Consider the following 25052-nt stretch of genomic DNA (forward strand, 5'->3'; position numbering starts at 1 on the left):
AAACGACAGCAGCATACTCTTTACCAAACTAAAGTGCAATACCTGTCTATCGGTTGTTAACAGGAAGGCGCGCGTCCGTCGTGGGGCTCTCCCTCGCCCGGAAGCAGCCATTTGTGGGCGAAGTGTGTGTGCATATCCGTTACAATAATGCGGATATTGGCTCGAGCGCAGAGGCGCTCGAATCTCAGGTCAAGAGGGGAAAAGCTATGGGTCTCATCGCATTTCTCGTCGCCGCACCTCTGGTGGCCGCGGTTGCGCTCATGCTCTTTAGGAGCGAGAGCCAGCGCGCTGTCATCACCATCGCGGCTGCGGGCATCACGGGCGTTGCGTCCGCGATCTTCGCATTCCAGCACCTGCTCGGCGGTTACACCGTGTACGAGCTCCCGCAGGAGACGAGCTTCATCATCACGCTTGTGATGACGGCGGTCGACATCGTGCTCTGCGCGGTGATCCTCTGGTTCTCGATCCGCTATAAGAACAAGCTCGCGCTTGTTATCGGCCTCGTGCAGACGGTCGGCGTCATCTACTTCGCCAACCTTACGCTTCCGCACGGCGCCGAGCACATGCTCACCACGCCCATCTACTTTGACCAGCTTTCGGTCATCATGGTGCTTATCGTCGGCCTCGTCGGCAGCGCCATCTGCGTGTATGCGCTGGGCTACATGAAGGACTTCCAGCATCATGAGCCGGCAGGTGCTCCTGACCGCCGCCATTTCTTCGCGGCCCTCATGTTCCTGTTCCTCTCGGCGATGTTTGTCATCGTCCTCTCCGATAACCTCGAGTGGATGTTCACGGGCTGGGAGATCACCACGGTGTGCTCCTTCCTCATGATCGGCTACACCCGCACGCCCGAGGCCATCAAGAACTCCTTCCGTCAGATTATCTTGAACATGATTGGCGGCATCGCGTTCCTCGTGGCGCTCCTCATCATCCAGATCTGGGGTCTGCCGCTGTCGCTCGCCTCGCTCACCACGGTCGCGAACTCCTACCTCTCGCCGACCCTCGTGCTGCCCATCATGCTGCTCTCCATCGCCGGCCTCACCAAGGCCGCGCAGATGCCGTTCCACAGCTGGCTGCTCGGCGCCATGGTGGCGCCCACGCCCACCTCGGCTCTGCTCCACTCCTCGACGATGGTCAAGGCAGGCGTCTTCCTTCTGGTGAAGCTCGCGCCGCTGTACCTCGTCTACCCGGCCGCGTCCGCTATGGTCGTGTCCATCGGTGGCGTCACCTTCGCGCTCTGCTCGTTCATGGCCATCACCCAGAGCAACGCCAAGCGCGTGCTCGCCTACTCCACGATCGCCAACCTCGGCCTCATCTCCGCCTGCGCGGGCGTGGGTACCGCCGAGGCGGTCTGGGCGGCCATCTTCCTCATCATCTTCCACACCGTTTCCAAGTCCGTTCTGTTCCTGTGCGTCGGTACGGTCGAGCACCGCATCGGCAGCCGTAACATCGAGGATATGGACGGCCTCTTCAGCCGCCTGCCGCGCCTCACGCGCTTCATGATGCTCGGCATCATGGGCATGTTCGTGGCGCCCTTCGGCATGCTCATCTCCAAGTGGGCAACGCTCGTCTCCTTCGCCGAGACCGGCAACATCCTGTTCCTGATCCTGCTCGCCTTTGGCTCCGCCGCGACCTTCTTCTTCTGGGCCAAGTGGCTCGGCAAGCTCGCCGGCGTGGCGCAGAAGGCCGAGAACGTCGAGGGCGGCGTGCACAAGAGCGAGTGGGCCGCCATCGGCTTCATCTCCGTGCTGCTGCTCGCCTGCTGCGTGCTGCTCCCGGTTATCTCCCAGGTCGTCGTCGGCCCGTACCTCGAGGGCGTGTACCAGGTGGTGCCGCAGCTCATTGGCGTTGACAACCTGCTCATCATGGCCGCTATCGTGGTCTTCATCGCCATCGTGCTTCTGACCCCGTGGGGCCGCGCCACCGACAAGCGCCGCGTTGCGGTCTACCTCGGCGGCACCTGCACCGACCCCGATGGTCGCCAGTATCACGGCTCCATGGGCCGCACCATGACTTCGTCCAAGCGCAACTGGTACATGGCTGATGTCTTCCCGGAGTCCCGCCTGACCCCGCTCGGCGTGATTCTCTGCACGAGCATCATCATCATGGCCTTCGCCGCGTGCTTCATCCTTTCCGTGCCCTTCCTTGTGGGCGGCTCGTTCTTTGTGGAGCGTACGGTGCTGCTCGTTGGCCCCAACCTCATCGGCATCCTCATCGGCGTCGTGGTCTTTGCCGTCGTCGCCCCCGTCCTGGGCTGCCTGCTCGATGGTTGCGACCGCAAGATCTCTGCCCACATGCAGGGTCGCGTTGGTCCGCGCATCCTCCAGCCCTACTATGACGTGCGCAAGCTCCTCGGTAAGGAGGACGCGAGCGTGAACGCGGTCGACGAGGCCTACGTCACCTGCGCACTCATCTTTGCCATCCTCGCGGGCGGCATGTTCATCTCCGGTTCGAACCTGCTTTTGTGCGTCTTCCTCGTGACGCTCGCCACGCTCTTTATGGTCATTGCCGCCTACTCGGCGCGCAGCCCCTACGCCGACACCGGCGCCGACCGTGAGTGCCTGCAGGTTATGTCCTACGAGCCGATGCTCATGATCATGACGGTGGGCTTCTTCACCGCAACGCAGTCCTTCGATGTGGCGCGCCTCTTCCAGATCGAGTCGCCCATCATCATCCCGCTGCTCCCGATCTTCCTTGGCCTGATGTTCATCTTGACCATTAAGCTCCGCAAGTCGCCGTTTGACCTCTCCTACAGCCACCATGCGCACCAGGAGATCGTCAAGGGCGTCACCACCGAGATGACCGGTCGCACCCTCGCTAAGGTCGAGATCATGCACTGGTGCGAGAGCGTGCTCTTCCTCATGTGGGTCGGCATGTTCTTTGTCTGGGACAACCCCATCTCGATCGTGATCGCCATTGTGGCGGCGCTCGCAGCGTGGTTCTTCGAGGTCTTCATCGACAACAACTTCGCGCGTATGAAGTGGCAGAACTGCCTGTCCGGCGCGTGGCTCGTGGCGCTCGTGGTGGGCGTCGTGAACCTGTTCTACGTCCTCATCACCCCGTTCATCTAAGGGAGCGCAGCTATGAGCTATTCATCTAAGTCACCGTGGCTCATCCATTACGATGGGTCGAGCTGCAACGGATGCGACATCGAGGTGCTCGACTCGATGATGCCGCTTTACGACGTGGAGCGCTTTGGCATCATCAACACGGGCAACCCCAAGCATGCCGACATCTTCCTCATCACGGGCGCCATCAACCACCAGAACGTCAACGTGGTGAAGCACATCTACGAGCAGATGCTCGAGCCCAAGGTCGTTGTGGCCTGCGGCATCTGCGCCTGCACGGGCGGCGTCTTTAAGGAGGCCTACAACGTCATCGGCGGCGCCGACAAGGCGATCCCGGTCGACGTGTACGCCCCCGGCTGCGCCGTGCGTCCCGAGACCATCATCGACGCGGTGCTCAAGGCCGTGAAGATCCTCGACGAGAAGGCCGCCAAGATGGGCGCCTCCGAGAAGAACCGTTAAGGAGGGCGCGGATGTATACCACCGAGTTCGTTGACGTCCCGCTGGGCGAGCTGCTCTATCGCGTGCAGACGCTCAAGCATCAGGGCTTCCGCTTTGTCCAGATGTGCGCCGAGACCACCGAGGCCGGCATCGACCTGCTGTACACGTTCTACGACGAGACGGTCGACAACGCCTACAACCTCTGCGTTTACGGTATCGACGAGAAGAGCGAGGTTCCCTCGATCCAGGAGCTCTACTTCGCGGCGTTTAGCTACGAGAACGAGACGCACGACCTGTTTGGCGTGCACTTCACCAACATGAAGCTCGACTTTGGCGGCAACTTCTTCAACGTCGCCGAAGAGGCTCCTATGACGATCATCACGCCCGAGATGAAGGCCGAGCGCGACAAGCTCGCCAAGCAGCGCGCCGCCGCTGCCGCCAAGGCCCGCAAGGCCGCGGAGGAGAAGCAGGCTGCCGAGGCCGACGCCGCCGCCGACGCCAAGGTCGCTGCCGTCGAGGCCGGCAAGAGCGCCGGCGCCGTTGCCGACAAGGCCGACCCGGCTGCCGCCGCTGGCGACGCTGCTGCCAAGGAGGCCGAGCGCGCCGCCAAGATGGAGGCGAAGCTCGCCGCCATGGACCCCGAGAAAGCCGCTAAGGTTCGCGCCGCGCTTGCTGCCAAGGCCGCGCAAAAGGATGGTGAGTAAGCATGGCAACCCGTTCCGTCATTCCGTTTGGCCCGCAGCACCCCGTGCTGCCGGAGCCCATTCACCTCGACCTCGTTGTCGAGGATGAGAAGGTCGTTGAGGCCATCCCCCAGATCGGCTTCATCCACCGCGGCCTCGAGAAGCTCACGCAGAAGCGTGACTACAACCAGTTTGTCTACGTTGCCGAGCGTACCTGCGGCATCTGCAGCCACGGTCACGGCTACGGCTACGTGAGCGCCACCGAGAAGCTCCTCGGCATCGAGGTCCCGCGCCGCGTCGTCTACATCCGCGACATCCTGGAGGAGCTCACGCGCCTGCACTCGCACCTGCTGTGGCTCGGCCTTCTTGCCGACGCCTTTGGCTTCGAGGCGCTCTTCAACCACTGCTGGCGCCTGCGCGAGACCATTCTCGACATCTTCCAGCGCACTTGCGGCGGCCGCATCATCCTCTCCATCCTCGTGGTGGGCGGCCTGGCGCACGATATCGACGACGCCGACCTCAAGGCCATCTGCGACAAGCTTGACAGCATCAAGCGCGATTACCTCGAGATCATGGACACCATGATGAACGACGTCTCGGTCAAGAGCCGTCTGTGCGGCGTGGGCGTCATCAGCTTTGAGGACGCCATGGAGCTCTCGATGGTTGGCCCCTTTGCCAAGGGTTCCGGCATCGAGCACGATATCCGTTCGACCGGTTACGGCGCCTACGGCGACCTCGACCACTTCGAGCCCATCATCTCCACCGAGTGCGACTGCTACGCGCGCTGCAAGGTCCGCGCCGAGGAGGTCATCCAGTCCATCGACATCATCAAGGAGCTCGTCTCCAAGATCCCGCACGATGGTATTGGTCAGAAGTCCAAGGCCAAGGTCGTCCCCGAGGGCCAGAGCCACGTGCTCATCGAGCAGCCGCGCGGCGAGGCGTTCTACTACGTCCGCGGCAACGGCACCAAGTACCTCGACCGCTTCCGCCTGCGCACGCCCACCTCGCAGAACCTGGGCGGCCTGGTGAAGGCGCTGCAGGGCGTCGACCTTGCTGACGTCCCGATGATCATCCTTACGATCGACCCGTGCATCAGCTGCACGGAAAGGTAGGCCGGCATGGGAACTTTCAAACTGGGCAAGATGACGCTCCGCTCGCTGTTCCACAAACCGGTGACGGTGCGTTACCCCTATGAGAAGCGCGACATCGAGAACCTCTTCCCGAGCATGCGCGGACATCTTGAGAACGATATCGACGCCTGCATCCTCTGCGGCATGTGTCAGCGCGCCTGCCCGGTGGGCGCCATCACGGTCGACCGCAAGGCCGGCGATTGGGTGCTCGACCCGTATATGTGCATCGCCTGCGCGAGCTGCACGCATGAGTGCCCCAAGAACTGCCTGACGATGGGCCTCTGGCCGACGGAGCCCGCCGAGGAGCTCTCGACCATTACGCTTCACAAGGACATGCCGGCAAAGCCCGCTGCCAAGGCTGGCGCCGCCGCCGGTGCCGCTGCCGCCGCGAAGCCCAAGAAGGAGCTCACCCCCGAGCAGCAGGCTCGCGTTGAGGCAGCCAAGAAGGCCGCCGCTGCCAAGAAGGCCGCGAAGGCTGCTGAGGCCGGCAAGGCTCCCGCTGAGGCGGAGAAGCCCGCTGAGGCTCCTGCCGCCGACGTGGATCCGGCGGAGGCCGAGCGCAAGGCCAAGATGGAGGCCAAGCTCGCTGCCATGGACCCCGAGAAGGCCGCCAAGGTGCGCGCCGCCCTCGAGGCTCGCGCCAAGAAGGACGCCGAGTAGCTTTGGCTGTTCTGCGATAGAACGCTTGTGAGGCGCGCCGCCGGTACGAAGCCGGCGGCGCGCCTTTGTCTTCTAGATGCACAGTTGGTTACATAGCACGGAGATTACATGCACCCTAAGGCGCAGGCGGTGAGGCGTGGTACGCTTACTCAGATAGCGATTATGCGCGAGCACACCGCATGAAAGGAACGTCTCTATGTGCGGATTCGTCGGCTTTACCGGCCAGATAGATAACAGGCAGCAGGTTCTTGACGCCATGATGGACCGCATTGTCCATCGCGGCCCCGATATGGGCGGTAGCCATCTCACCGACGAGGTGGCCCTGGGCTTCCGCCGTCTTTCCATCTTGGACCTCTCCGAGGCAGGCGCTCAGCCCATGGGCAACGAGGACGGCAGCGTATTTGTGACGTTCAACGGAGAGATCTACAACTTCCAGGAGCTGCGCGTCGAGCTCGAGGCCGCCGGCCATACCTTCCACTGCCATGCCGACACCGAGGTCCTCGTCCACGGCTACGAGGAGTGGGGCGAGAAACTCGTCGACCGTCTGCGCGGCATGTACGGCTTTGTCATCTACGATGGCCGCGCCCACAAGCTCTTTGGCGCGCGCGATATCTTTGGCATCAAGCCGTTCTATTACTATCGCGCCGACGGCCGCGACGGCCGCCCCAACACGGGCGCCTTCCTCTTTGGTAGCGAGATCAAGAGCTTCCTCGAGCACCCCGATTTCGTGAAGGCCGTGAACCCCCAGGCGCTGCGCCCCTACCTCACGCTGCAGTTCCCCGCCACCGACGAGACGTTCTTCGCCGGTGTCTACAAGCTGCCCGCGGCCCACTGCTTCACCTATGACCTTGCGAGCGGTTCCATCGACATCCGCCGCTATTGGGACGCCGATTTCTCCGACGACAACTCCAAGACCTTTGAGGAGTACGTCGAGGCGTGCGACCAGGTGGTCCACGAGAGCGTGGCCGCGCACCGCATCGCCGACGTTAAGGTGGGTTCGTTCCTCTCTGGCGGTGTCGACTCGAGCTACATTGCCGCCTGCCTCATGCCCGATACCACCTTCTCGGTGGGTTTTGATTACAAGGACTTCAACGAGACCAACTACGCCGCCGAGCTCTCCGATAAGCTCGGCATCAAGAACGTCCGCAAGATGATTACGGCAGACGAGTTCTTTGACGTGCTCCCGCAGATCCAGTACCACATGGACGAGCCGCAGTCGAACCTCTCGAGCGTACCTCTGTGGTTCTTGGCCGAGCTTGCCGCCAAGGACGTCACGGTTGTGCTTTCGGGCGAGGGCGCCGACGAGCTCTTTGCCGGCTACGCATGGTACGAGGACACCCGCGAGGTCGCGCGCTACAAGCGCATCGTGCCGCGCGCCATCCGTCGCGCGCTGGGCCGCTTTGTGGAGAACAAGCACTACTTCAAGGGCAGGAACTTCCTGCTCAAGGGCGCCGAGATGCCCGAGAAGTGGTTTGTGGGCCAGGCGTTTGTCTACCGCGAGGACGAGGCAAACGACGTGCTCAAGCCCGCGTACGCCAAGGGCCCGGACGCCTTTGAGCTCTGCGCGCCGGTCTACGGGCGCGTGAAGAACTTCTGCGCCCTCTCCAAACAGCAATACCTCGACATGAACATGTGGCTGCCGGGCGACATCCTGCTCAAGGCGGACAAGATGTGCATGGCACACTCGCTCGAGCTGCGCGTGCCCTTCCTCGACAAGAAGGTCATGGAGTTTGCCGAGCACGTGCCCGCGCGCTTCCGCGTGAACGAGAACGGCAACAAGCAGGTGCTTCGCCATGCGGCGAACCGCTGCCTGCCCGACGAGTGGGCGACGCGCCCCAAGAAGGGCTTCCCCGTGCCGCTCAAGTTCTGGCTGCGCGAGCAGAAGTACTACGACTACGTGAAGGAGTACTTCACAGCTCCGTGGGCGTCGGAGTTCTTCGATACGAGCAAGCTCATGCAGATGCTCGACGATCACTTTGAGGGTCGCGCACTCAACCAGCGCAAGATCTATACCGCGCTCACGTTCCTCATCTGGTACAAGCGCTACTTTATCGACGAGTAATCGCTCTCCGTTCCGCGATGTGCGGAATGTGGTGATGTGCGGAACAATCGATGTACGGATGCCATTCATGCGGTCGGGATACATTTCCGGCCGCATACTTCTATGTATAGCGAGGTCGCGTCCTGTCCGCGTTTCATGGTCAACAGCCATCTGGAGGCTACCATGGGTGAGCATCTGCCTGCTATCGATCGTTTTCCCGCCGTCTCGCTGCGTGCGGCCGCTTCCCTTCTTGGTGAGGGAGGCATGGGGGCACGCGTTTGTGGCGACGAAGGTACCGAGGTGCACGGGATGGCCATTGACTCGCGTGAGGTCTCCCCGGGCAACCTCTTTGTTTGCAAGGGCGCCGCGTTTTGTCCCGCGTTTCTTGCGGATGCCGTGCGCCACGGCGCCGCTGCGTATCTCTGTGAGGACGATGAGCGGGCCGAGGAGCTCTCCGCCCAAGCACCGGGCGTACCCTGCATCGTAGTGTATCAGGGGAAGGTCCGCCGTGCCATGGCGCTCGTGGCGCCGCTCATCTACATGCATCCTGAGCATGACCTCACCATTGTGGGTATCACGGGTACCAAGGGAAAGTCGACCGTTGTCTACATGCTGCGCTCCATCCTGCGCGCGGCGGGCGTGACGCCGTCCATCTTGGGCTCGATTGAGACGGACGACGGCGTGTGCGCGTTTGAGAGCCACAACACTACACCCGAGGCACCCGACCTGTGGCTGCATCTGCGCAACACGGTGGATGCCGGGCGAGACGTGATGCTCATGGAGGTGTCGAGCCAGGGTCTCAAGTACGGCCGCGTGCTCGGTGTTCCCTTTGAAATCGCCTGCTTTTTGAACATCGGACGCGACCATATCTCGCCCATCGAACATCCCACGTTTGAGGACTACTTCCAGAGCAAGCTGCGTATCTTTGAGCAGTGCGAAACCGCCGTGGTGAACCTCGATACCGAGCGCGTAGAGGAGGTACTTGCTGCTGCATCCGCCTCGGCAAAGCGGCTGGTAACCCTGCACACCGATCATGCACCCGCGGTCTCGGCTGAGGGCTCGGCGGCGTCCGCGCGCGGTTGCAATGCCGACTTTTGCGCAACTGAAATTGAGACGGTTGACGGGGGCATCGCCTTCACGGTGGAGGCGCGCGGTGCGGCGGGCACGATGCGCACGACGCGCCATGACATCGTGCTTGGCATGACGGGCTTCTTCAACGTCGACAACGCGCTTGCCGCCTGTGCCATCGCCCGCCTGATGGGATTTGACTACGATGCCATCGCCCGCGGCCTCGCACATGTTCGCGTCCCCGGGCGCATGGAGCTCGTGAGCTCGGGCGACGGGCATGTGCTCGCCATTGTCGATTACGCGCACAACGAACTTTCCTTTGACGCGCTGTTCTCGTCGGTCAAGCGCCAGTATCCAGATCGCCGGGTCATTGCGGTCTTTGGTGCGCCGGGCGATAAGGCGCAAGAGCGCCGCAGCACCTTGCCGCGCGTTGCCGGCGCCTATGCTGACCTGCTCATATACACCGAGGAAGACCCCGCGCACGAGGCGGTGGAGGACATCTGCGCCGAGCTTGCGGCAAACACGCCGGCAGGTGTTGCCTACAAGATAATCCCCGACCGCGAGGAGGCGGTCGCGCACGCTCTGCACGCGGCCCTTGCCGACGAGCGGCCCTCGGCCGTGCTCTTGCTTGCCAAGGGGGACGAGACGCGCCAGCACCGTGGCGACAGCTATCCTGAGGTAAAAAGCGATTTGAGTCTTGCCCGCGAGATTCTACGGGGGTAAGGTAGCTCGCGAAGGTGTTTCTGGCTACCCGCTTGGCGCGCAATAGCTGCAGCGTCAGGCGCTGTGCGGCCGCAACGGCTGCGGCGTATTGCCGGCAGACAAGAGGGGAGAGGCGCTGTGCCCGCATCTCAAAGAGTCCGCTCGCTGCGTGATTACCTAAAGATCCTCCGCGCGTACGACGCGCTGGTGACAGAGCCCCCGGCGGGTCCGATTCTCGCCGATTTGCCCATCCGCTGGGTTTCGTGCGACTCCCATGCGGTAAAGCCCGGCACGCTCTTTATCTGCAAAGGCGCCTCCTTTAAGCGCGACTACCTGCTCGATGCCATCGAGGCGGGTGCGGTTGCCTACATCTCCGAGGTCGACTATGGGGTCAATATCCCCTTCATTCATGCGTGCGATATCAGGCGTGCCCTCGGCATCCTTTCCGACGCAGCGTGGGACCACCCCTCGGGCCGCATCAAGGTCTGTGCGTTCACGGGCACCAAGGGCAAGACCACGAGCGTGTATTACCTGCGGAGCATTCTTGCGGCGCGCGCCAAGCGCACGGGTGCGCCCGAGGCCGCGTTCATTACCGGCGTGGAGTACGACGACGGCGCGGAGCGCGGCGAGAGCGTGCTTACCACGCCCGAGGCGCCCGAACTCGAGCGGCGCCTTGCCAATGCGGTCTTTGCGGACCGCGACATCTTTGTGATGGAGGCGTCGAGCCAGGCCCTTAAGCTCCACCGCACGCTCGGCGTGGAGTTTGCCGTGGGCGCGTTTACCAACTTTGGCGAGGACCATATCTCGCCCATCGAGCACCCGACGGTCGAGGACTACCTCGCAAGCAAGCTCATGCTCTTCCGCAACTGCCGTACCGCCGTGGTGAACCTCGACATGCAGGTAGCCCCGCAGGTGCTTGAGGCGGCGCAGTCCTGCGAGCGCGTGCTGACCTATTCGCTTGAGAACGATGCCGCCGATGTGGTGCTCACGCGCTGGGAGCGCGCGGGCTCGGGCATTTCCTTTACGGTCCGCACGCCGCGCTTTACCTGCGACGTTTACCTCCCCACCCCTGCTCACTTCAACCTTGCCAATGCGCTCGGGGCTATCTCGTGCGCAGAGGCGCTCGGCGTGGATGCTGAGGATATCGTCCAGGGTCTTGCCGAGGTTCGCGTCTCTGGTCGTATGGAGGTCTACCCGAGTGCGTCGGGCGAGATTGTGGGCGTGGTCGATTACGCGCACAACGGCATGAGCCTCACGGCGCTGCTTGGCGAGATGCGGGAGAGTTACCCCGACCGCGAGCTTACGGTGGTCTTTGGAGCCACCGGCGGCAAGGGCGTCGATCGTCGCGACACGATGGGCGAGGCAGCCGGCAAGCTCGCCGACCGCATCATCATCACGGAGGACGACCCCGGCCCCGAGGACCCGGCGGTCATCTGCGACGCTATCGCCCGCGCGGTGAGCGCACAGGGTCATAACAGGTGGGAGATTGTGCTCGATCGTCCTCAGGCTATCGTGCGTGCCGTGGAAGGTGCAAAGCGCCCGGCCGTTGTAGTGGTGACCGGCAAGGGCAACGATGCCTTTATGCTGCGCCATGACGTGCGCGAGCCCTACGAGCCGGACGGTAAGCAGCTCGCGCGGCTTTTGGCCGAGGCATAGGGACTGCGACGCGCTCTGGCGCGGACGGGCGGTTTGCCCGTGTGGTTCCGCCTGAATGCTCGACGTGTTTGCGAAAGTTCCGCATGCAACTTGTGCAGCGGCGCGCAAGTACGGTATTATGTGATGCTGCTAACGGAGAGCTGACCGAGAGGCCGAAGGTGCTCGCCTGCTAAGCGAGTATTCCCCCAAAGGGAATCTGGGGTTCGAATCCCCAGCTCTCCGCCAGCCGAATTTGATACGCCCGTTTCCCTGCTGGGAGGCGGGCGTTTTTTGTTATCTGGCCGCAGCAAGGAGAAAGGACGGAGGGAGGCATGCGCTCATTTAAATATTGTCTTACAATAAAGGAGCAGGCATATGGTATTTGTTTTGGAAAGGATTCATGCTCGCCATCCCGAACTGAGAGCTGAGGACGTTGCGCACGCTTGGGAGCACGCCATTGTTTCGGCGGCACGTTCCGATGCAAGGCCATTTGAATATCTTGCGGTTGGTTACGATGCGCGCGGAAGGCTTATCGAAATGGTGGGCAGAGCAAACGAAAACGGCGACTGGGTTATTTGGCATGCCTTTACACCGCCGACGCCCAAAGCACGCCGTGAATTGGGATTGGAGTGATTTCCATGAGCGATGAAAGACTGCTGCAGAGTATCGGGATGACCGAAGCCGAAGCCGATGCGCGTGGAACGTCGTACGAAGAGGACACGTGGGACGAAAAGACGCTCCGTAAACCTCGCCGAGGAAGGCCATCGCTTGCCCCTGAAGAAGTTCGGCCCTATACCGTGCGATTCCCCGTATCCCTCATGTCATTTGTAGATGAGCGCGCCCTCGCCCATGGCTGGACGCGCTCGGAAGAGCTTCGCAGTATCGTGCTCCAGGCAAAGGGGCAACACGTAGCGTAGCGGTGCGCTTGCTGACAAGATCTGCTGGCTACTGACAGAAGTCGCTGGCTGTTGTTACCGCGATATCGCCGCGATGCGCGCAGACGAGGTCCCAGCTGAAGAGCTCGGCAAGTCCGGATGCGCTGCGCGGCTCGGTATCCGGCGCAAGGCCAGCGGTGCCGGCGACCCACCCCAGCAGGCGCTCGGGTGTGCCAAAACGTTCACGCAGGCCCTCCATATCGAGATCCCGGTCGCGCTTGGAGAGGCGGCGTCCGTCGGGGGCAACCAGAAGCGGCACGTGGGCATAGGCGGGCTCTGGGTAGTCGAGCAGGCGCTGCAGATAGATCTGGCGTGCGGAGGAGCTGAGCAGGTCGTGTCCGCGGACAACCTCGGTGACACCCATCAGCGCGTCGTCAACTACCACGGCAAGCTGGTAGGCAAAGACGCCGTCGCTGCGGCGGACGAGGAAGTCGCCGCAATCGCGGGCGAGGACCTCGGTTTGCGGGCCAAAGACACGGTCGATAAAGGAAATCGTGCCCGCGGGGTCATCATGGTCGGGCACCCTAAGGCGGAGCGCCGCGGGGCGTTCGGCAGAGCGTCGCGCGACCTCCTCGGGGGAGAGACCTCGGCAGGTGCCCGCGTAGATGGGCGTGCCGTCGCTCGCGTGGGGTGCGCTTGCGGCGTGGAGCTCGGCGCGTGTGCAGAAACACGGGTAGAGTAGTCCCGCGTCGCGGAGTTGCTCGAGGGCGGCTTGATACGCCTCAACACGGTCACGCTGGTAGTAGGGTCCCTCGTCCCAATCGAGACCAAGCCAGTGCAGGTCGGCGAGCAGGTAGTCTGTCCACGGTCCCGATTGGGTGCGCGGGTCGAGATCCTCTATGCGCAGCACCATGCGCCCGCCGGCACTGCGGACCGATAGCCATGCCACGAGCGCGGCGTAGATGTTGCCCAAGTGCATGCGGCCGGAGGGCGTGGGGGCAAAGCGCCCGACTATGTTGGATGTGCTACTCATGGTTAGAGAGTATAGGGGAGCTGCCGCGCTCGCGGCCAGAAAAGCGTGCCGTCATGGTATGCGGCGTGCCGGGCGTCTACCCGCAAACGGCTGGAGCCCCCGGGCCTGCATACCCGGGGGCTCCTGGAAAAGGGGGGACGGTTTGTGCGGGGCGGCTAGGGGGGAGCCGCCCCGCAAAGGAAGGGAGGCTAGAGCGGAAGCGCGGTCATCTGGGTGTAGACGCGCGCCTGATACTCGCGGTCGAGGTCGTAGAGACCCTTGGGGTCGCACCCAAAGAGCTTCATGTTCGTGATCATGTCGCGGGCGTTGGTTTCCTCCTCGCCCTGCTCGCTTACAAACCAATCGAGGAACTTCATGGTGCGAACGTCGTGCTGCTCATGCGCGACCTCGTAGCAGTGGTGGATGAGGCTCGTCACATACTCCTCGTGTGCAAGACCCGCCTCAAGCGGCTGGAGGTCGTTCTCAAAGACCTTGTCGGGCTTGGCGATGGCTTCCATCGTGGGCGTGAAGTCGTTATCGAGGAGGTAACGGCGGATGGCCATGGCATGGTCCATCTCCTCCTTCGCCTGGATCTCGTACCAGTTGGCAAAGCCCTTGAGGCCGCGATCCTCGTAGTAATCGGCAAAGGTGAGATACAGGTAGGCGGAGTAGAGCTCCTTGTTGATCTGATCGTTCAGGACCGTCGTTACCTGTTCGGTGAGTGCCATGAGTGTTCCTTTCCCATCCGTTGTGTGTGCGATTCCGAGTCGCACTGTCTGTATACCCGCGTGGCGCCGTTCAAACGCGTCCACAATTCCCCCACGTCCGCCCCATCTCCTCTCCGCAATTGCCACTCGCCCCGCAAGCGAGGGCGCGGCGTATAGGTGTCCGCACGCGACGGTACAATGGCTCTAACCAAAAGCGATGGGAGGTCCCCATGCACGACATGAACGTCTCGATCCCTGCACGGGCGGCGCTGCGGCCCATCGTCACGCGAACCCTCGCTGTGATTGCCTGCCTTGTTGCGGCCTGCGCGCTTGCGGCCCTTACGCCACTGTCTGCGGAAGCTTACGAGATGCCGCGCGTGTGCATCGAGGCGACGGTGCTCGAGGACGGCGCCCTTCATGTGGAGGAGGAGCGCACATTCGCGTTTGATGACGAGGTGAACGGCGTCTTCTGGACGATTCCCATTGCCTCAAACGAGCAGGGGCGCCCCTCTTGGGTAGATGTGGCATCTCTGAGTGCCGCTATTGTGGACGAGGGCGGCGCCGAGCGCGCGCTTGAGCGCGTGGGCGAGGCGCAGCCGGGCGATGACGGGGTCTTTACCGTTACAGAAGAGGACGATGCGATTCGTATCCAGCTCTTCTCGCCGCACGCAGATGATACACAGGCAACGTTTCGCCTGAGCTACGGCCTTACGGGTGCCGTTATGGCGTGGGCGGATACGGCCGAGCTGTACTGGAAGTTTGTGGGGCCGGACTGGGAGGAGAGCTCGGAGAACGTCGAGCTCACGGTCCGCTTTGCGGGCGCTGATGCCTCGGGTGAGGACGGCGTTGTGGGCGAGAACTTTCGTGCGTGGGCGCACGGCCCGCTTGAGGGCGAGGTCGCACTCGACGGGGCTGTCCCCAGCGTGACGGCAACCGTGCCGCGCGTGCGTGACGGCGAATATGCCGAGGTACGTGTGGTCTTCCCACGTAGCTGGGTGCCAGGACTGGCACCGGTGGGCGATGCCGCCCAGACGGAGCGCATGGACCGCGTCCTCTCCGAGGAGGCGGGTTTTGCGGAGGATGCCAACGCGCGTCGCGCCCAGATGCAGGCGCTCATCTCCGTCGGCTCGGGCGCGCAGATTGCCCTTCCCGCGGTGCTCCTCGTAGTGGTCGCCGCCTACCGCATCTTGTGCTGCCGTGCCCCTAAGGCGGATTTCCAGCAGGAGTATCTTCGCGAGGTGCCCACCGATGCCCATCCGGCAACCGTCGCGGCTTCTATGGATGACGGGCGCGTGGGGCGTCGCTCGTTTGTTGTCACGCTGATGAAGCTGACCGACGAGGGCGTGATCGACGTATCCGATCACCCGGCTAAAGATGCCGCGGGCGAGGCATCCTACCGTCTCGTTTTGCGCGATCCCGCGCGCCTTGCGGAGTCGGGTATCGATGGTGCGGCGCTGCGTCTCTTCTTCCGCGAGGACGCGCAGTTGGCATCGTTTGCGGCGCTCTCTACCTGCACGTCGGGTGATGCCTCCACCGCGGAGGCGCTCACCTCGGGATTCACCGACGCCGTCGAGCGCGACCTCAAGGTGCGCGGCTTGGTCGCGTCTGTAGACACCTTCAAGTCCGTCGCAACCGTGGCGGCGGCTGTCCTGTTCTGCGCTTCGCTCATTCTCGCTCTTGCCACAGACGGGGCGACCCTCTTGCCCTTTGGCATCGGTCTCGCACTTACCATCGTCGCGTTGGTGATTGCGCTTACCGCCCGTATCGTCACGCGTGAGGCTGCCGAGCTCAGAGCGCGCTGCGAGGCATTTCGCCATTGGATCGAGCGCGCAGCACGGACGGGCGAGGCGGTTGACTTCGATTCTGAGGAGGGGCGTCTCATGCTCGTTTACGCCTCAGCGGTCGGCGTGGGTGAGGGGGCGCTGCGCAGGCTTGTGGCCCAGACAGACGAGTCCTCTGCCCATGCCGCCGCTGGTGTGGCAGACGTTGCCTATGCGGGGGTCGCATCCTACCCCTATCCGCTCATGTGGTGGTTCTGGCCGCACTACGGTATGCACGCAAGCCCTATGCGCGACGCGAGCGATGCATACGGCAGCGCCGTGGCGAGCGTTGCTGTGAGCGCGGGAAGCCCCGCGGCGGGCACGGGCGGTGGCTTCTCCTTTGGCGGCGGAGGCGGCGTCGGTGGCGGAGGCGGCGGTACCTTTTAAGGTGCCGGCGGCATCTCTCGCGTGCCGGATGTGCGCGGTTGCGCTACATTAGAGGGACTTCTTTCGCGGCGCCGCATCGGGCGGGGTCGGCAGGAGGCAAGGAGGATATATGGGAACTGAGCGTAAGATCGCGCGTGCGCTGATCTCGGTGACCGACAAGACGGGCGTTGTCGATTTCGCCCGTGCGCTGGTCGAGGAGTTCGGGGTGGAGATTGTCTCCACGGGCGGTACGGCGAAGGCCATCGAGGAGGCGGGCGTTCCGGTACGTCCCATCGAGGACTTCACGGGTTACCCGGAGATGATGGACGGACGCGTGAAGACGCTTCACCCCAAGGTCCACGGCGCGCTGCTTGCCCGCCGCGACTCTGAGGAGCACATGGCTCAGGCCGCCGAGCACGGCATCCAGCTCATCGACATGGTGGTTGTGAACCTCTATGAGTTCGAGAAGACGGTTGCCAACCCCGACGTCACCTTTGCCGATGCCATCGAACACATCGACATCGGTGGTCCCTCTATGCTCCGCTCTGCCGCCAAGAACAACGATGCCGTGACCGTTGTCTGCGATCCCAACGACTACGAGGCCATCCTCGAGGAAATGCGCCTTCACGAGGGCAAGACGCTGCGCTCCACGCGCCGCCGCCTCGCTGCCAAGGTCTTCACCCGCACGGCTGCCTACGACTCGGCCATCTCCACGTGGCTGAACGATTACCTGGCCGCTGAGGAGCCCGCTGTTGCCGCTGCGAGCGGGGACGAGGGCTTCCAGACGCCCGAGGTGCTCACCCTGAACCTCGCCAAGACGCAGGATCTTCGCTATGGCGAGAATCCGCATCAGGCTGCCGCGGTCTACCGCTTCTCCGAGGAGTTTGCAGCCTACGGCAGCTCCGCCAACCCGCTGGTTGGTGCCGAGCAGATTCAGGGCAAGCCGCTCTCGTACAACAACTTCCTCGACGCCGACGCCGCATGGAACGCGGTGCGCGAGTTCGATGATCCCGCTGTGGTCATCCTGAAGCACCAGAACCCCTGCGGGTCCGCTACCGCCGAGGATGTCACCACCGCCTATGACCGCGCCTTTGCGTGCGACCCCAAGAGCGCCTTTGGCGGCATCATCGCGGTGAACCGTGAGGTTCCGCTCTCGCTTGTCGAGCACTTTGCCGATCAGAACAAGCAGTTTGTCGAGGTCCTTATCGCGCCGAGCTATTCGGCCGAGGCCCTCGAGCGCCTCTCCAAGCGCCAGAACCTGCGCGTGCTCGCCACGGGCGGTGCCGAGGGGCATGCCCGCCTCGAGGTCCGCTCTGTCGACGGCGGCATGCTCCTGCAGCAGGTCGACACGGTCGAGGAGGATCCCGCGAACTTCACGTATCCCACCGAGCGCAAGCCCACTGACGCCGAGATGCGCGACCTGCTCTTTGCCTGGCGCGTGGTCAAGACCGTCAAGTCCAACGCCATCCTCATCGCCAAGAACGAGGCCGGCATTGGTATGGGCCCCGGCCAGCCTAACCGTGTTGACTCGGCGCTCCTTGCGTGCGAGCGCGCGGAGGATGCGTGCGAGCGCATGGGCATCGAGAAGGGCGAGTTTGCCTGCGCAAGCGACGCCTTCTTCCCGTTCCGCGACAACGTTGACGTGCTCGCGGCCCACGGCGTGACGGCAATCATCCAGCCGGGCGGTTCGGTGCGCGACGACGAATCCATCGAGGCGTGCAACGAGCACAACATCGCCATGGTGTTCACTGGCACGCGCCACTTCCGCCACTAACGTCTGCCCTCTTATACGGGAGGCAGCCGCAGCGTGTGCAACAGCGCCCCGAGCCCCATGAGGCGGCTCGGGGCGCTCGTCCATCCGCCCTGTGTGCAGGGCCCGAGCGATTGGAAGCGAAGCAGTATGGATACGCAGGAACCTACGCCCCAAGAAGAGGCCTTTACGCTGGGCGAGCCTGCGCTGGTGTGCCGCTGGCGCATGACGGCGCGTCGCGTGCCGCTGCTCAACCGGCATATTCGGGCGCTCGGTGCCCGGCGCCTCAACGGAGAGGCCGTGCCCCGTAGCCTGCTGTCGTGGGCAAAGCAGCATATCGAGTGGTCGCTTGCGGATGACACGACCGTTGCCGTGCCGGACGACGGCGTGCTCATGCTCGTTATCGACAAGGCGGGGCATGCCGCTATGTCGACCGGTGTCTACGAACCGCTTGCCAACATCGCGGCAGAGGCGCTTGCCTACCGCGCGCTCGGCGCCCGTCGTGAGGCGGACGAGACGGGCGTGGCGCCCGAGGTGCTTGCCTGCGCTGCGGACGGCGCGCTGGTGCTTGGCGTATCGGAGGACGATGCGCTTGCCGGGACGGCATCGCTTGCCCTCCAGCTTGCCGAGACGCGTGGCCTGCGCGTCGAGCGGGACCCGGCGCTCGCGTACCGTACGCTCTCGGGCGCCTGCGCGGGTGCGCTTGCGTTGCTGTCCGACGAGCACGGCGTCGTCATTGCAACCGACGCTGCGCTCGCGGGCGAGGAATCGGCCTTTATCGAGATGCTCGCCCAAGGCTACGATAAGTTGCGTGTCTAGCCGCGCTGTGGAACGGATGCCCACCGCAAAGGAGTTCTCATGCCCCTCATCTACGTAGTGGAAGACGATGCCGCCATCCGCGGCGAGCTTATAGAGGTGCTCGAGCGCAACGGATTCGATACCGTGGCGACCACCGACTTTGCGCAGGTGACCGAGGACATCATCGCGGCGCATCCCGACCTCGTCCTGCTCGACCTCACGCTGCCCGGCACCGACGGACAGTTTATCTGCCGTGAGCTGCGCGCCGCCTCCGACGTCCCCATCATCGTCCTCACCAGTCGTGTGACCGAGATTGACGAGGTCATGAGCATGACCATGGGGGCGGACGACTTTATCCCTAAGCCCTACAGCGCACGGGTGCTCGTTGCGCGCATCCAGGCGCTGCTGCGCCGTGCCGCCGGCCCCGACACAAAAAGCGGGCTCGAGCACAAGGGACTTACCCTCGACTTGTCGCGCTCCGTTGCCGTCGCCGCGGGCGGTCAGGTGGAGCTCACCAAAAACGAGATGCGCATCTTGGCGTTGCTCATGCGCCGCGCGGGCACGATCGTCTCGCGCGAGGCGCTCATGCGCGAGCTGTGGGATTCCGATGCCTTTGTCGACGACAACACGCTTACCGTAAACATCAACCGTCTGCGCGCAACGCTCGAGAAGATCGGCGTCACCGGTTACCTCACCACGCATCGTGGGCGCGGGTATTCGGTATAGGAGGGTGCCATGACCGCTAGGGCATACCTTCGCGACACCGTTGTTTCGTGGGCACCGCTCGTTGCGGTAGATGCGCTCGCGGCGTTTATCCTTACCGTCGCCGGCGTGAACCCATACATAACCGCGCTCGTGACGCTGCTCGTTTTTGCGGGTATTGTCGCTGCGTTTGCGCTTTCCTTCATGCGGAAGCGGGCCTTTTTCGGCGACCTTGCCCGGGCCACCGCCGGGGACGCGGAGCCCCGTTGGGTTGCCGAAACCGTTGCGCGCCCCGATTTTCTCGAGGGCGAGCTCGTCTACGATGTAGTGCACGCGATCGCCAAGGCGGCAAGCGACGACGAGGCCGCCTGTCGCCGTCAGCTCATGGAATACCGCGAGTACATCGAGACCTGGGTGCACGAGGCAAAGTCCCCGCTTGCCGCGGCTCACCTTATGCTCGAGAACCTCGAGGAGCGCGCGGGCGATACGCTCGGCTACGAGCGTATCGAGGCGGTGGGCGACGAGCTGCGCCGCGTCGAGGGCTTTATCGATCAGGCGCTGTTCTACGCGCGTTCCGAGGCGGTTGAGCGCGATTACCTTATCCGCAAGTATCGTCTGACAAGCCTGGTGAACGCCGCCATCAAAGCGAACGCGCCGTCGCTGATTGCCGCACACGTGGCCCCGGTGGTCGACGGCCTAGACCTGGAGGTCTTTACCGACGAGAAGTGGTGCGCGTTCATCTTGGGCCAGATCATCCAAAACAGCGTCAAATACGCCGATGCCGAGCAGCCCACCATCTCCTTTTCCGCCCGCTTGGTTGACGAGGGGCTTGCGACCGAGGCCGTGGAGCTCACGGTTGCCGACAACGGCTGCGGCGTGTCGGAGGCGGATTTGCCCCGCGTCTTTGAGAAGGGCTTCACCGGGGAGAACGGGCGCACAGGCAAGCGCTCCACGGGTATTGGCCTTTACCTGGTGAAGCGGCTGTGCGACAAGATGGGCGTGGGTATTAGTGCGTCCTCGGTTCAAGGCGAAGGCTTCACCGTTACGCTGCGGTTCTCCACCAATAAGTTCCAGTACTTCGAGTGACGCCACAAAAGGGGAGGGAGGCCGCCGAGAGCCTCCCTCCCCAAAGATTGCCAGGCGGGGTTTGCAACCCCCTTGATGGGCAAAACCTATTTCACGACCAGGATGTCGCACTCCGTGCAGCGCAGCAGGAACGTCGAGATCGAGCCCAAAAGCGCGTACTTGATCGACGACAGGCCACGCGCGCCGCACATGACCAGGTCGGGCTGGACCACGTCGAGCATCTCGTCCTTAAGCGTCTCGCGAATGCGGCCGGCGCGAATGAGGACGTCAACCTCGGGGATATCGGGGTTGGCGGTTGCCTCCTCAACCTGAGCGGCGATAGAGTCGCGGAACGCCTGCTCAAGCCCCTTCACCAGATCGGCGGGATAGGCGCCTGCGGACTCGAGCGCCGTCGAATCGATGACGTGCCCGATGATGAGCTTGGCGCCGTTGTTGGCAGCGACCTTGATGGCGCGCGCGAGGACAAAGTCCTGCTGCTCGGTACCGTCAAGCGCAACGAACACCTTCGAATAGCCTTCCTTCATACGAGCCTCCCTTGTGTCGTGGCGGGCGTTTTGCCGCCGGACGTTTATGCCTCGCCCGAGTTATACCCGCAATGCCCCTAATCGTTCTTGGGTTTCCGTGAACGTAGGCCTGCGAGCTCCAGACGTTGTGCGCGCTGTCCGATAATGGTTCACAGCCGCGCCGCACGCTCGTGTTGCGCGCTTGCCGTATTGCGATAGGGGAGGCATCTTTGGATCCCATCGAACTTTTGAAATCCGCGTTCCTCGGCTTGGTCGAGGGCATCACCGAGTGGCTGCCGATCTCCTCGACGGGCCACATGATTCTCGTCGACGAGTTCATGAAGCTGAACGTCACCGAGGAATTCCTGAACATGTTCCTCGTGGTCATCCAGCTCGGCGCCATTCTCGCCGTCTGCGCGCTCTTCTTCCACGAGCTCAACCCCTTCAGCCCGAGCAAGGGCAAAGAGGGGCGCCGCGCCACCTGGGCGCTCTGGGGCAAGATCGTGCTGGCGTGCATACCCGCCGCTGTCATTGGCATCCCGCTCGACGACTTTATGGAGGAGCACCTCTATAACGGCACGGTGGTCGCGCTCGCGCTCATCGCCTACGGTATTGCGTTCATCGTGATCGAGATGTGGCGCAAGCGCACGCTCGCGCGCCGCATCGCCTCGGGCGACGTTGCCCCCGCGGGCCGACCCGCTGGCTCGCACTTTGCGCATGCCGCGGCCGCCGAGCCCGCCGATGGCAACGACTTTGGCGCCATCACGCGCGTGGAGGACCTGCCGGTTTCCACGGCGTTTGGCATCGGCTGCTTCCAGGTGCTCTCGCTCATTCCGGGTACCTCGCGCTCCGGCTCCACCATCATCGGCGGTTTGCTCTTGGGCTGCACCCGCTCGGTCGCGTCCAAGTTCACCTTCTTCTTGGCTATCCCCGTCATGTTTGGCGCAAGTGCGCTCAAGCTCGTCAAGTACGTGGTGCTCGACGGCGGCACCTTTGGCATGAACGAGCTCGCCATCATGGGCGTGGGCTGCGTGGTTGCCTTTGTGGTGTCGCTCATTGCCATCAAGTGGCTCATGGGCTTTGTCCGCAAGCACACCTTTATCGCCTTTGGCGTCTACCGCATCGTGCTCGGCGCCATTGTGCTCGCGTACTTTCTGTTTATCGCTGCGTAGCTAGGCGCAACGCAAGGCTAACGACTCCAAAAGCCACAGGGGCCGCGGCTCGACCGTGGCCCCTGTCCGTACGGGTCGGTATACTAGGTAGGCTCAAACACACGCCGCCCCAAGGCGTCCGTCTGTGAGGAGATGCACTCCATGGCTGCGTATGCCGTTGATATCGATTCGCTCAACCCCGCCCAGCGTGAGGCGGTCTTGACCACCGAGGGTCCGCTTCTGGTGCTTGCGGGCGCGGGCTCGGGCAAGACTCGCGTGCTCACCTACCGCATCGCGCACATGATTGCGGATTTGGGCGTGCGCCCTTGGCAGGTGCTCGCCATCACCTTTACCAACAAGGCGGCGGCCGAGATGCGCGAGCGTCTCCAGGCGCTTCTGCCGGACGGTACGCGTGGTATGTGGGTGTGCACCTTCCACGCTATGTGCGTGCGCATGCTCCGCGAGGATGCCGACCTGCTGGGCTACACCGGGCAGTTCACCATCTACGATGATGACGATTCGCGTCGCATGGTGCGCGACATCATGCAGGCGCTCGGCATCGAGCAGAAGAGCTACCCCATCAACATGATCAGGAGCAAGATCAGCGCCGCCAAGAACGCCATGATCGGCCCCGACGAGTTCCAGGCAAAGGCCAGCTCCCCGCAAGAGCAGAAGGCGGCGCAGGTCTACCAAGAGCTCGAGCGTCGTTTGCGCGCGGCCAACGCCATGGACTTCGACGACCTGCTCGTGCGCGCCCTCGAGCTTTTGCGCACGCGCCCCGAGGTGCTCGACCGCTATCAGGAGCGCTTCCGCTACATCTCGGTGGACGAGTATCAGGACACCAACCATGTGCAGTACGAGATCGCAAACCTGCTTGCGGGCAAGTACCAGAACCTCATGGTCGTGGGCGACGACGACCAGTCCATTTACTCGTGGCGCGGTGCCGACATCACCAACATTCTCGACTTCGAGAAGGATTTCCCCGCGGCCAAGGTCGTCAAGCTCGAGCAGAACTACCGCTCTACGGGCCATATCCTCTCCGCGGCAAACGCGGTGGTGCGCCATAACTCGCAGCGCAAGGAGAAGCGCCTCTTTACCGCGGCGGGCGATGGCGACAAGATTCAGGCCTACCAAGCATCGGACGAGCGCGACGAGGGCCGCTGGATTGCCGGCGAGATCGAGAAGCTGCATGCAGGCGGCATGAGCTATGACGACATCGCCGTCTTCTACCGCACCAACGCGCAGTCGCGCATCCTAGAAGATATGTTCCTGCGTGCGGGCGTGCCGTACAAGATCGTGGGCGGCACGCGTTTCTTCGACCGCGCAGAGATTCGCGACGTCATGGCGTACCTCAAGATGATCGTAAACCCGGCGGACGAGATGAGCGTCAAGCGCGTCATCAACACGCCGCGCCGTGGCATTGGCTCCACCTCCATCCAAAAGATCGAGGAGCTCGCGCGCGAGAACCGCTGCAGCTTCTTCCAAGCGTGCGAGATCGCCACTGCAGAGACCGGTCGTTTTACCGCCAAGGTGCGCGCCGCCCTCGGCGACTTTGTCTCCATCGTGCGCGAGGGGCGCCGCATGGACGGCGAGCTTCAGAGCGTGGTCGAGGCCATTGTCGAGAAGACGGGCCTCATACAGGCGCTGCGTGCCGAGGGCACGGTAGAGTCCGAGGGACGCGTCGAGAACATTCAGGAATTCCTGGGCGTTGCCGCCGAGTTTGAGGAGACGCACGACGATATCGAGGGCACGCTCGAGAGCTTGGAGGAGCTGCGCGCCGCCGGCATCGCCGATGCTTCGTTGGGGACGGGTTCAAATCGTGCAGATCACGTTGCCGGTCCCGCCGCCGAGGCGGCGTCTGCGGCCGCAGCGCCCATGACCCCTGCGTCCGCCAGCGTCGAGATGTCCGTTTCCGCCGATACGCTGGATGCGGCGTTGACGGGCGCCCAAGCGGCGCTCGCCCAGCTCATCGCCGGCAACACCTTGGCCGCCGCCCCCGTGCCGCCACAGCATGCCGCCCAGACCGCCGCAGAGATCGAGCGCACCTATGGCGCCCTTGCCTGCCGTGCTCTGCCCGCGCTCCTCGAGTGGCTGGCGCTGCGCAGCGACCTTGACGCGCTTGCGGGGGAGAGCCACGCCATCACCATGATGACGGTGCACTCCGCTAAGGGCCTGGAGTTCCCCGCGGTGTTTGTGGCGGGCCTTGAGGAGGGCATCTTCCCGCACGTGGCCAACTTTGCCGCGGCGGACGACCCCGCCAAGCTCGAGGAGGAACGCCGTCTTGCCTACGTGGCCATCACGCGCGCCCGCCAGAGGCTCTTTCTCACCTACGCGGCCACGCGCCGCACCTACGGTTCCACTCAGGCAAACCCACGCAGCCGTTTTCTGAACGAGATTCCCGATGCGGATATCGAGTTCACGGGCGTAGGCTCGGCGGGCTTTGAGGGCATCGGTTGGGAGAAGCGCGGCGATCGCCGCGGCACCTATGGCTCCGGCGTGGGCGAGGACATGTACGGCGGCCGTGTCTTTGGCTCCTACACCCGCTCGACCGGTGGGAGCGTGTCCCGCCACACGGGCATCAGCCCCGATGCGGGGCGCAAGCCCGCGACCTTTGGCAGCGGCGTGCCGCGGCGGCGCACGCCTATGGGTGCGGACGGTCATGTGGTCGAGCAGCGCCGGCCCGACGCCGCCAAGCGCGCCGAGACCTTTGCCGTGGGCGACAAGGTGAGCCATAAGACGTTTGGCACCGGTACGGTCATTGGCGTGGCGGGCGATATGCTCGAGGTCACCTTTGAGAAGAGCGGTCAGACCAAGAAGCTCATGAAGGGGTTTGCCCCCATCGTGAAGGTGGGATAGA

Annotated in this window: 19 protein-coding genes and 1 tRNA gene; 17 read left to right on the forward strand and 3 right to left on the reverse strand. The window is 63.5% G+C overall.

What is annotated here, in order from left to right:
- Positions 1 to 206 precede the first annotated feature (206 nt).
- The 10 genes from B5F89_RS08405 to B5F89_RS08450 all read left to right on the forward strand — a co-directional run bounded on the left by B5F89_RS08405 (position 207) and on the right by B5F89_RS08450 (position 12058).
- Positions 207 to 3071 carry a proton-conducting transporter membrane subunit gene (locus B5F89_RS08405; protein WP_087431334.1) on the forward strand — a complete coding sequence of 955 codons (2865 nt, stop codon included), beginning with the start codon at positions 207 to 209 and terminating at the stop codon, positions 3069 to 3071.
- Between the two features lie 12 nt (positions 3072 to 3083).
- Positions 3084 to 3527: an NADH-quinone oxidoreductase subunit NuoB gene (gene nuoB / locus B5F89_RS08410; RefSeq protein ID WP_087431335.1), complete on the forward strand. Its 444-nt coding sequence runs from the start codon at positions 3084 to 3086 to the stop codon at positions 3525 to 3527.
- Positions 3528 to 3538: 11 nt separating this feature from the next.
- Entirely contained in the window at positions 3539 to 4210 is a 672-nt protein-coding gene (locus B5F89_RS08415) for an NADH-quinone oxidoreductase subunit C (RefSeq protein ID WP_087431336.1), read from the forward strand.
- Positions 4211 to 4212: 2 nt separating this feature from the next.
- Complete coding sequence (locus B5F89_RS08420) at positions 4213 to 5301, forward strand: nickel-dependent hydrogenase large subunit (RefSeq protein WP_087431337.1); 1089 nt, start codon at positions 4213 to 4215, stop codon at positions 5299 to 5301.
- Between the two features lie 6 nt (positions 5302 to 5307).
- Complete coding sequence (locus B5F89_RS08425; RefSeq protein WP_087431338.1) at positions 5308 to 5979, forward strand: 4Fe-4S binding protein; 672 nt, start codon at positions 5308 to 5310, stop codon at positions 5977 to 5979.
- A gap of 196 nt (positions 5980 to 6175) precedes the next feature.
- Complete coding sequence (asnB, locus tag B5F89_RS08430) at positions 6176 to 8041, forward strand: asparagine synthase (glutamine-hydrolyzing) (RefSeq protein ID WP_087431339.1); 1866 nt, start codon at positions 6176 to 6178, stop codon at positions 8039 to 8041.
- Positions 8042 to 8203: 162 nt separating this feature from the next.
- The gene (locus B5F89_RS08435) at positions 8204 to 9811 is read left to right on the forward strand and encodes a UDP-N-acetylmuramoyl-L-alanyl-D-glutamate--2,6-diaminopimelate ligase (protein WP_087431340.1); all 1608 of its coding nucleotides are present in this window, start codon (positions 8204 to 8206) and stop codon (positions 9809 to 9811) included.
- A 117-nt stretch (positions 9812 to 9928) separates the two neighbouring features.
- Entirely contained in the window at positions 9929 to 11446 is a 1518-nt protein-coding gene (locus B5F89_RS08440; RefSeq protein ID WP_239286725.1) for a UDP-N-acetylmuramoyl-L-alanyl-D-glutamate--2,6-diaminopimelate ligase, read from the forward strand.
- Positions 11447 to 11580: 134 nt separating this feature from the next.
- Positions 11581 to 11671, forward strand: a tRNA-Ser gene (locus tag B5F89_RS08445).
- A 129-nt stretch (positions 11672 to 11800) separates the two neighbouring features.
- On the forward strand, positions 11801 to 12058 hold the full coding sequence (locus tag B5F89_RS08450; protein WP_087431341.1) for a hypothetical protein: 258 nt from the start codon (positions 11801 to 11803) through the stop codon (positions 12056 to 12058).
- A 312-nt stretch (positions 12059 to 12370) separates the two neighbouring features.
- On the opposite strand, the gene gluQRS is transcribed toward B5F89_RS08450, so the two are convergent.
- Together gluQRS and B5F89_RS08465 are read right to left on the reverse strand one after the other, a co-directional pair.
- A complete protein-coding gene (gene gluQRS / locus B5F89_RS08460) occupies positions 12371 to 13333 on the reverse strand; it encodes a tRNA glutamyl-Q(34) synthetase GluQRS (protein WP_087431343.1) in 963 nt (320 codons plus the stop codon).
- A 188-nt stretch (positions 13334 to 13521) separates the two neighbouring features.
- Complete coding sequence (locus tag B5F89_RS08465; RefSeq protein WP_087431344.1) at positions 13522 to 14040, reverse strand: ferritin; 519 nt, start codon at positions 14038 to 14040, stop codon at positions 13522 to 13524.
- Positions 14041 to 14249: 209 nt separating this feature from the next.
- Here B5F89_RS08465 and B5F89_RS08470 point away from each other — a divergent pair, with 209 nt between their 5' ends.
- The 5 genes from B5F89_RS08470 to B5F89_RS08490 all read left to right on the forward strand — a co-directional run bounded on the left by B5F89_RS08470 (position 14250) and on the right by B5F89_RS08490 (position 20541).
- Entirely contained in the window at positions 14250 to 16226 is a 1977-nt protein-coding gene (locus B5F89_RS08470) for a DUF2207 domain-containing protein (RefSeq protein WP_087431345.1), read from the forward strand.
- Between the two features lie 109 nt (positions 16227 to 16335).
- On the forward strand, positions 16336 to 17979 hold the full coding sequence (gene purH / locus B5F89_RS08475) for a bifunctional phosphoribosylaminoimidazolecarboxamide formyltransferase/IMP cyclohydrolase (RefSeq protein WP_087431346.1): 1644 nt from the start codon (positions 16336 to 16338) through the stop codon (positions 17977 to 17979).
- Between the two features lie 126 nt (positions 17980 to 18105).
- Positions 18106 to 18774: a hypothetical protein gene (locus B5F89_RS08480; RefSeq protein ID WP_087431347.1), complete on the forward strand. Its 669-nt coding sequence runs from the start codon at positions 18106 to 18108 to the stop codon at positions 18772 to 18774.
- A 39-nt stretch (positions 18775 to 18813) separates the two neighbouring features.
- On the forward strand, positions 18814 to 19479 hold the full coding sequence (locus B5F89_RS08485) for a response regulator transcription factor (RefSeq protein ID WP_087431348.1): 666 nt from the start codon (positions 18814 to 18816) through the stop codon (positions 19477 to 19479).
- Positions 19480 to 19488: 9 nt separating this feature from the next.
- Positions 19489 to 20541 (forward strand): sensor histidine kinase, encoded by a 1053-nt coding sequence (locus B5F89_RS08490; RefSeq protein ID WP_087431349.1) that lies wholly within the window; start codon positions 19489 to 19491, stop codon positions 20539 to 20541.
- Positions 20542 to 20627: 86 nt separating this feature from the next.
- Here the strand turns inward: B5F89_RS08490 and B5F89_RS08495 are convergent, their stop codons facing one another.
- The gene (locus tag B5F89_RS08495; RefSeq protein WP_087431350.1) at positions 20628 to 21065 is read right to left on the reverse strand and encodes a universal stress protein; all 438 of its coding nucleotides are present in this window, start codon (positions 21063 to 21065) and stop codon (positions 20628 to 20630) included.
- Between the two features lie 209 nt (positions 21066 to 21274).
- Between B5F89_RS08495 and B5F89_RS08500 the strand changes: the two genes are divergently transcribed.
- A complete protein-coding gene (locus B5F89_RS08500) occupies positions 21275 to 22216 on the forward strand; it encodes an undecaprenyl-diphosphate phosphatase (protein ID WP_087431351.1) in 942 nt (313 codons plus the stop codon).
- A gap of 141 nt (positions 22217 to 22357) precedes the next feature.
- The gene (locus tag B5F89_RS08505) at positions 22358 to 25051 is read left to right on the forward strand and encodes a UvrD-helicase domain-containing protein (RefSeq protein WP_087431352.1); all 2694 of its coding nucleotides are present in this window, start codon (positions 22358 to 22360) and stop codon (positions 25049 to 25051) included.
- Position 25052 lies beyond the last annotated feature (1 nt).

The organism is Collinsella sp. An307, from assembly GCF_002161805.1.
Classification (GTDB): Bacteria; Actinomycetota; Coriobacteriia; order Coriobacteriales; family Coriobacteriaceae; genus Coprousia.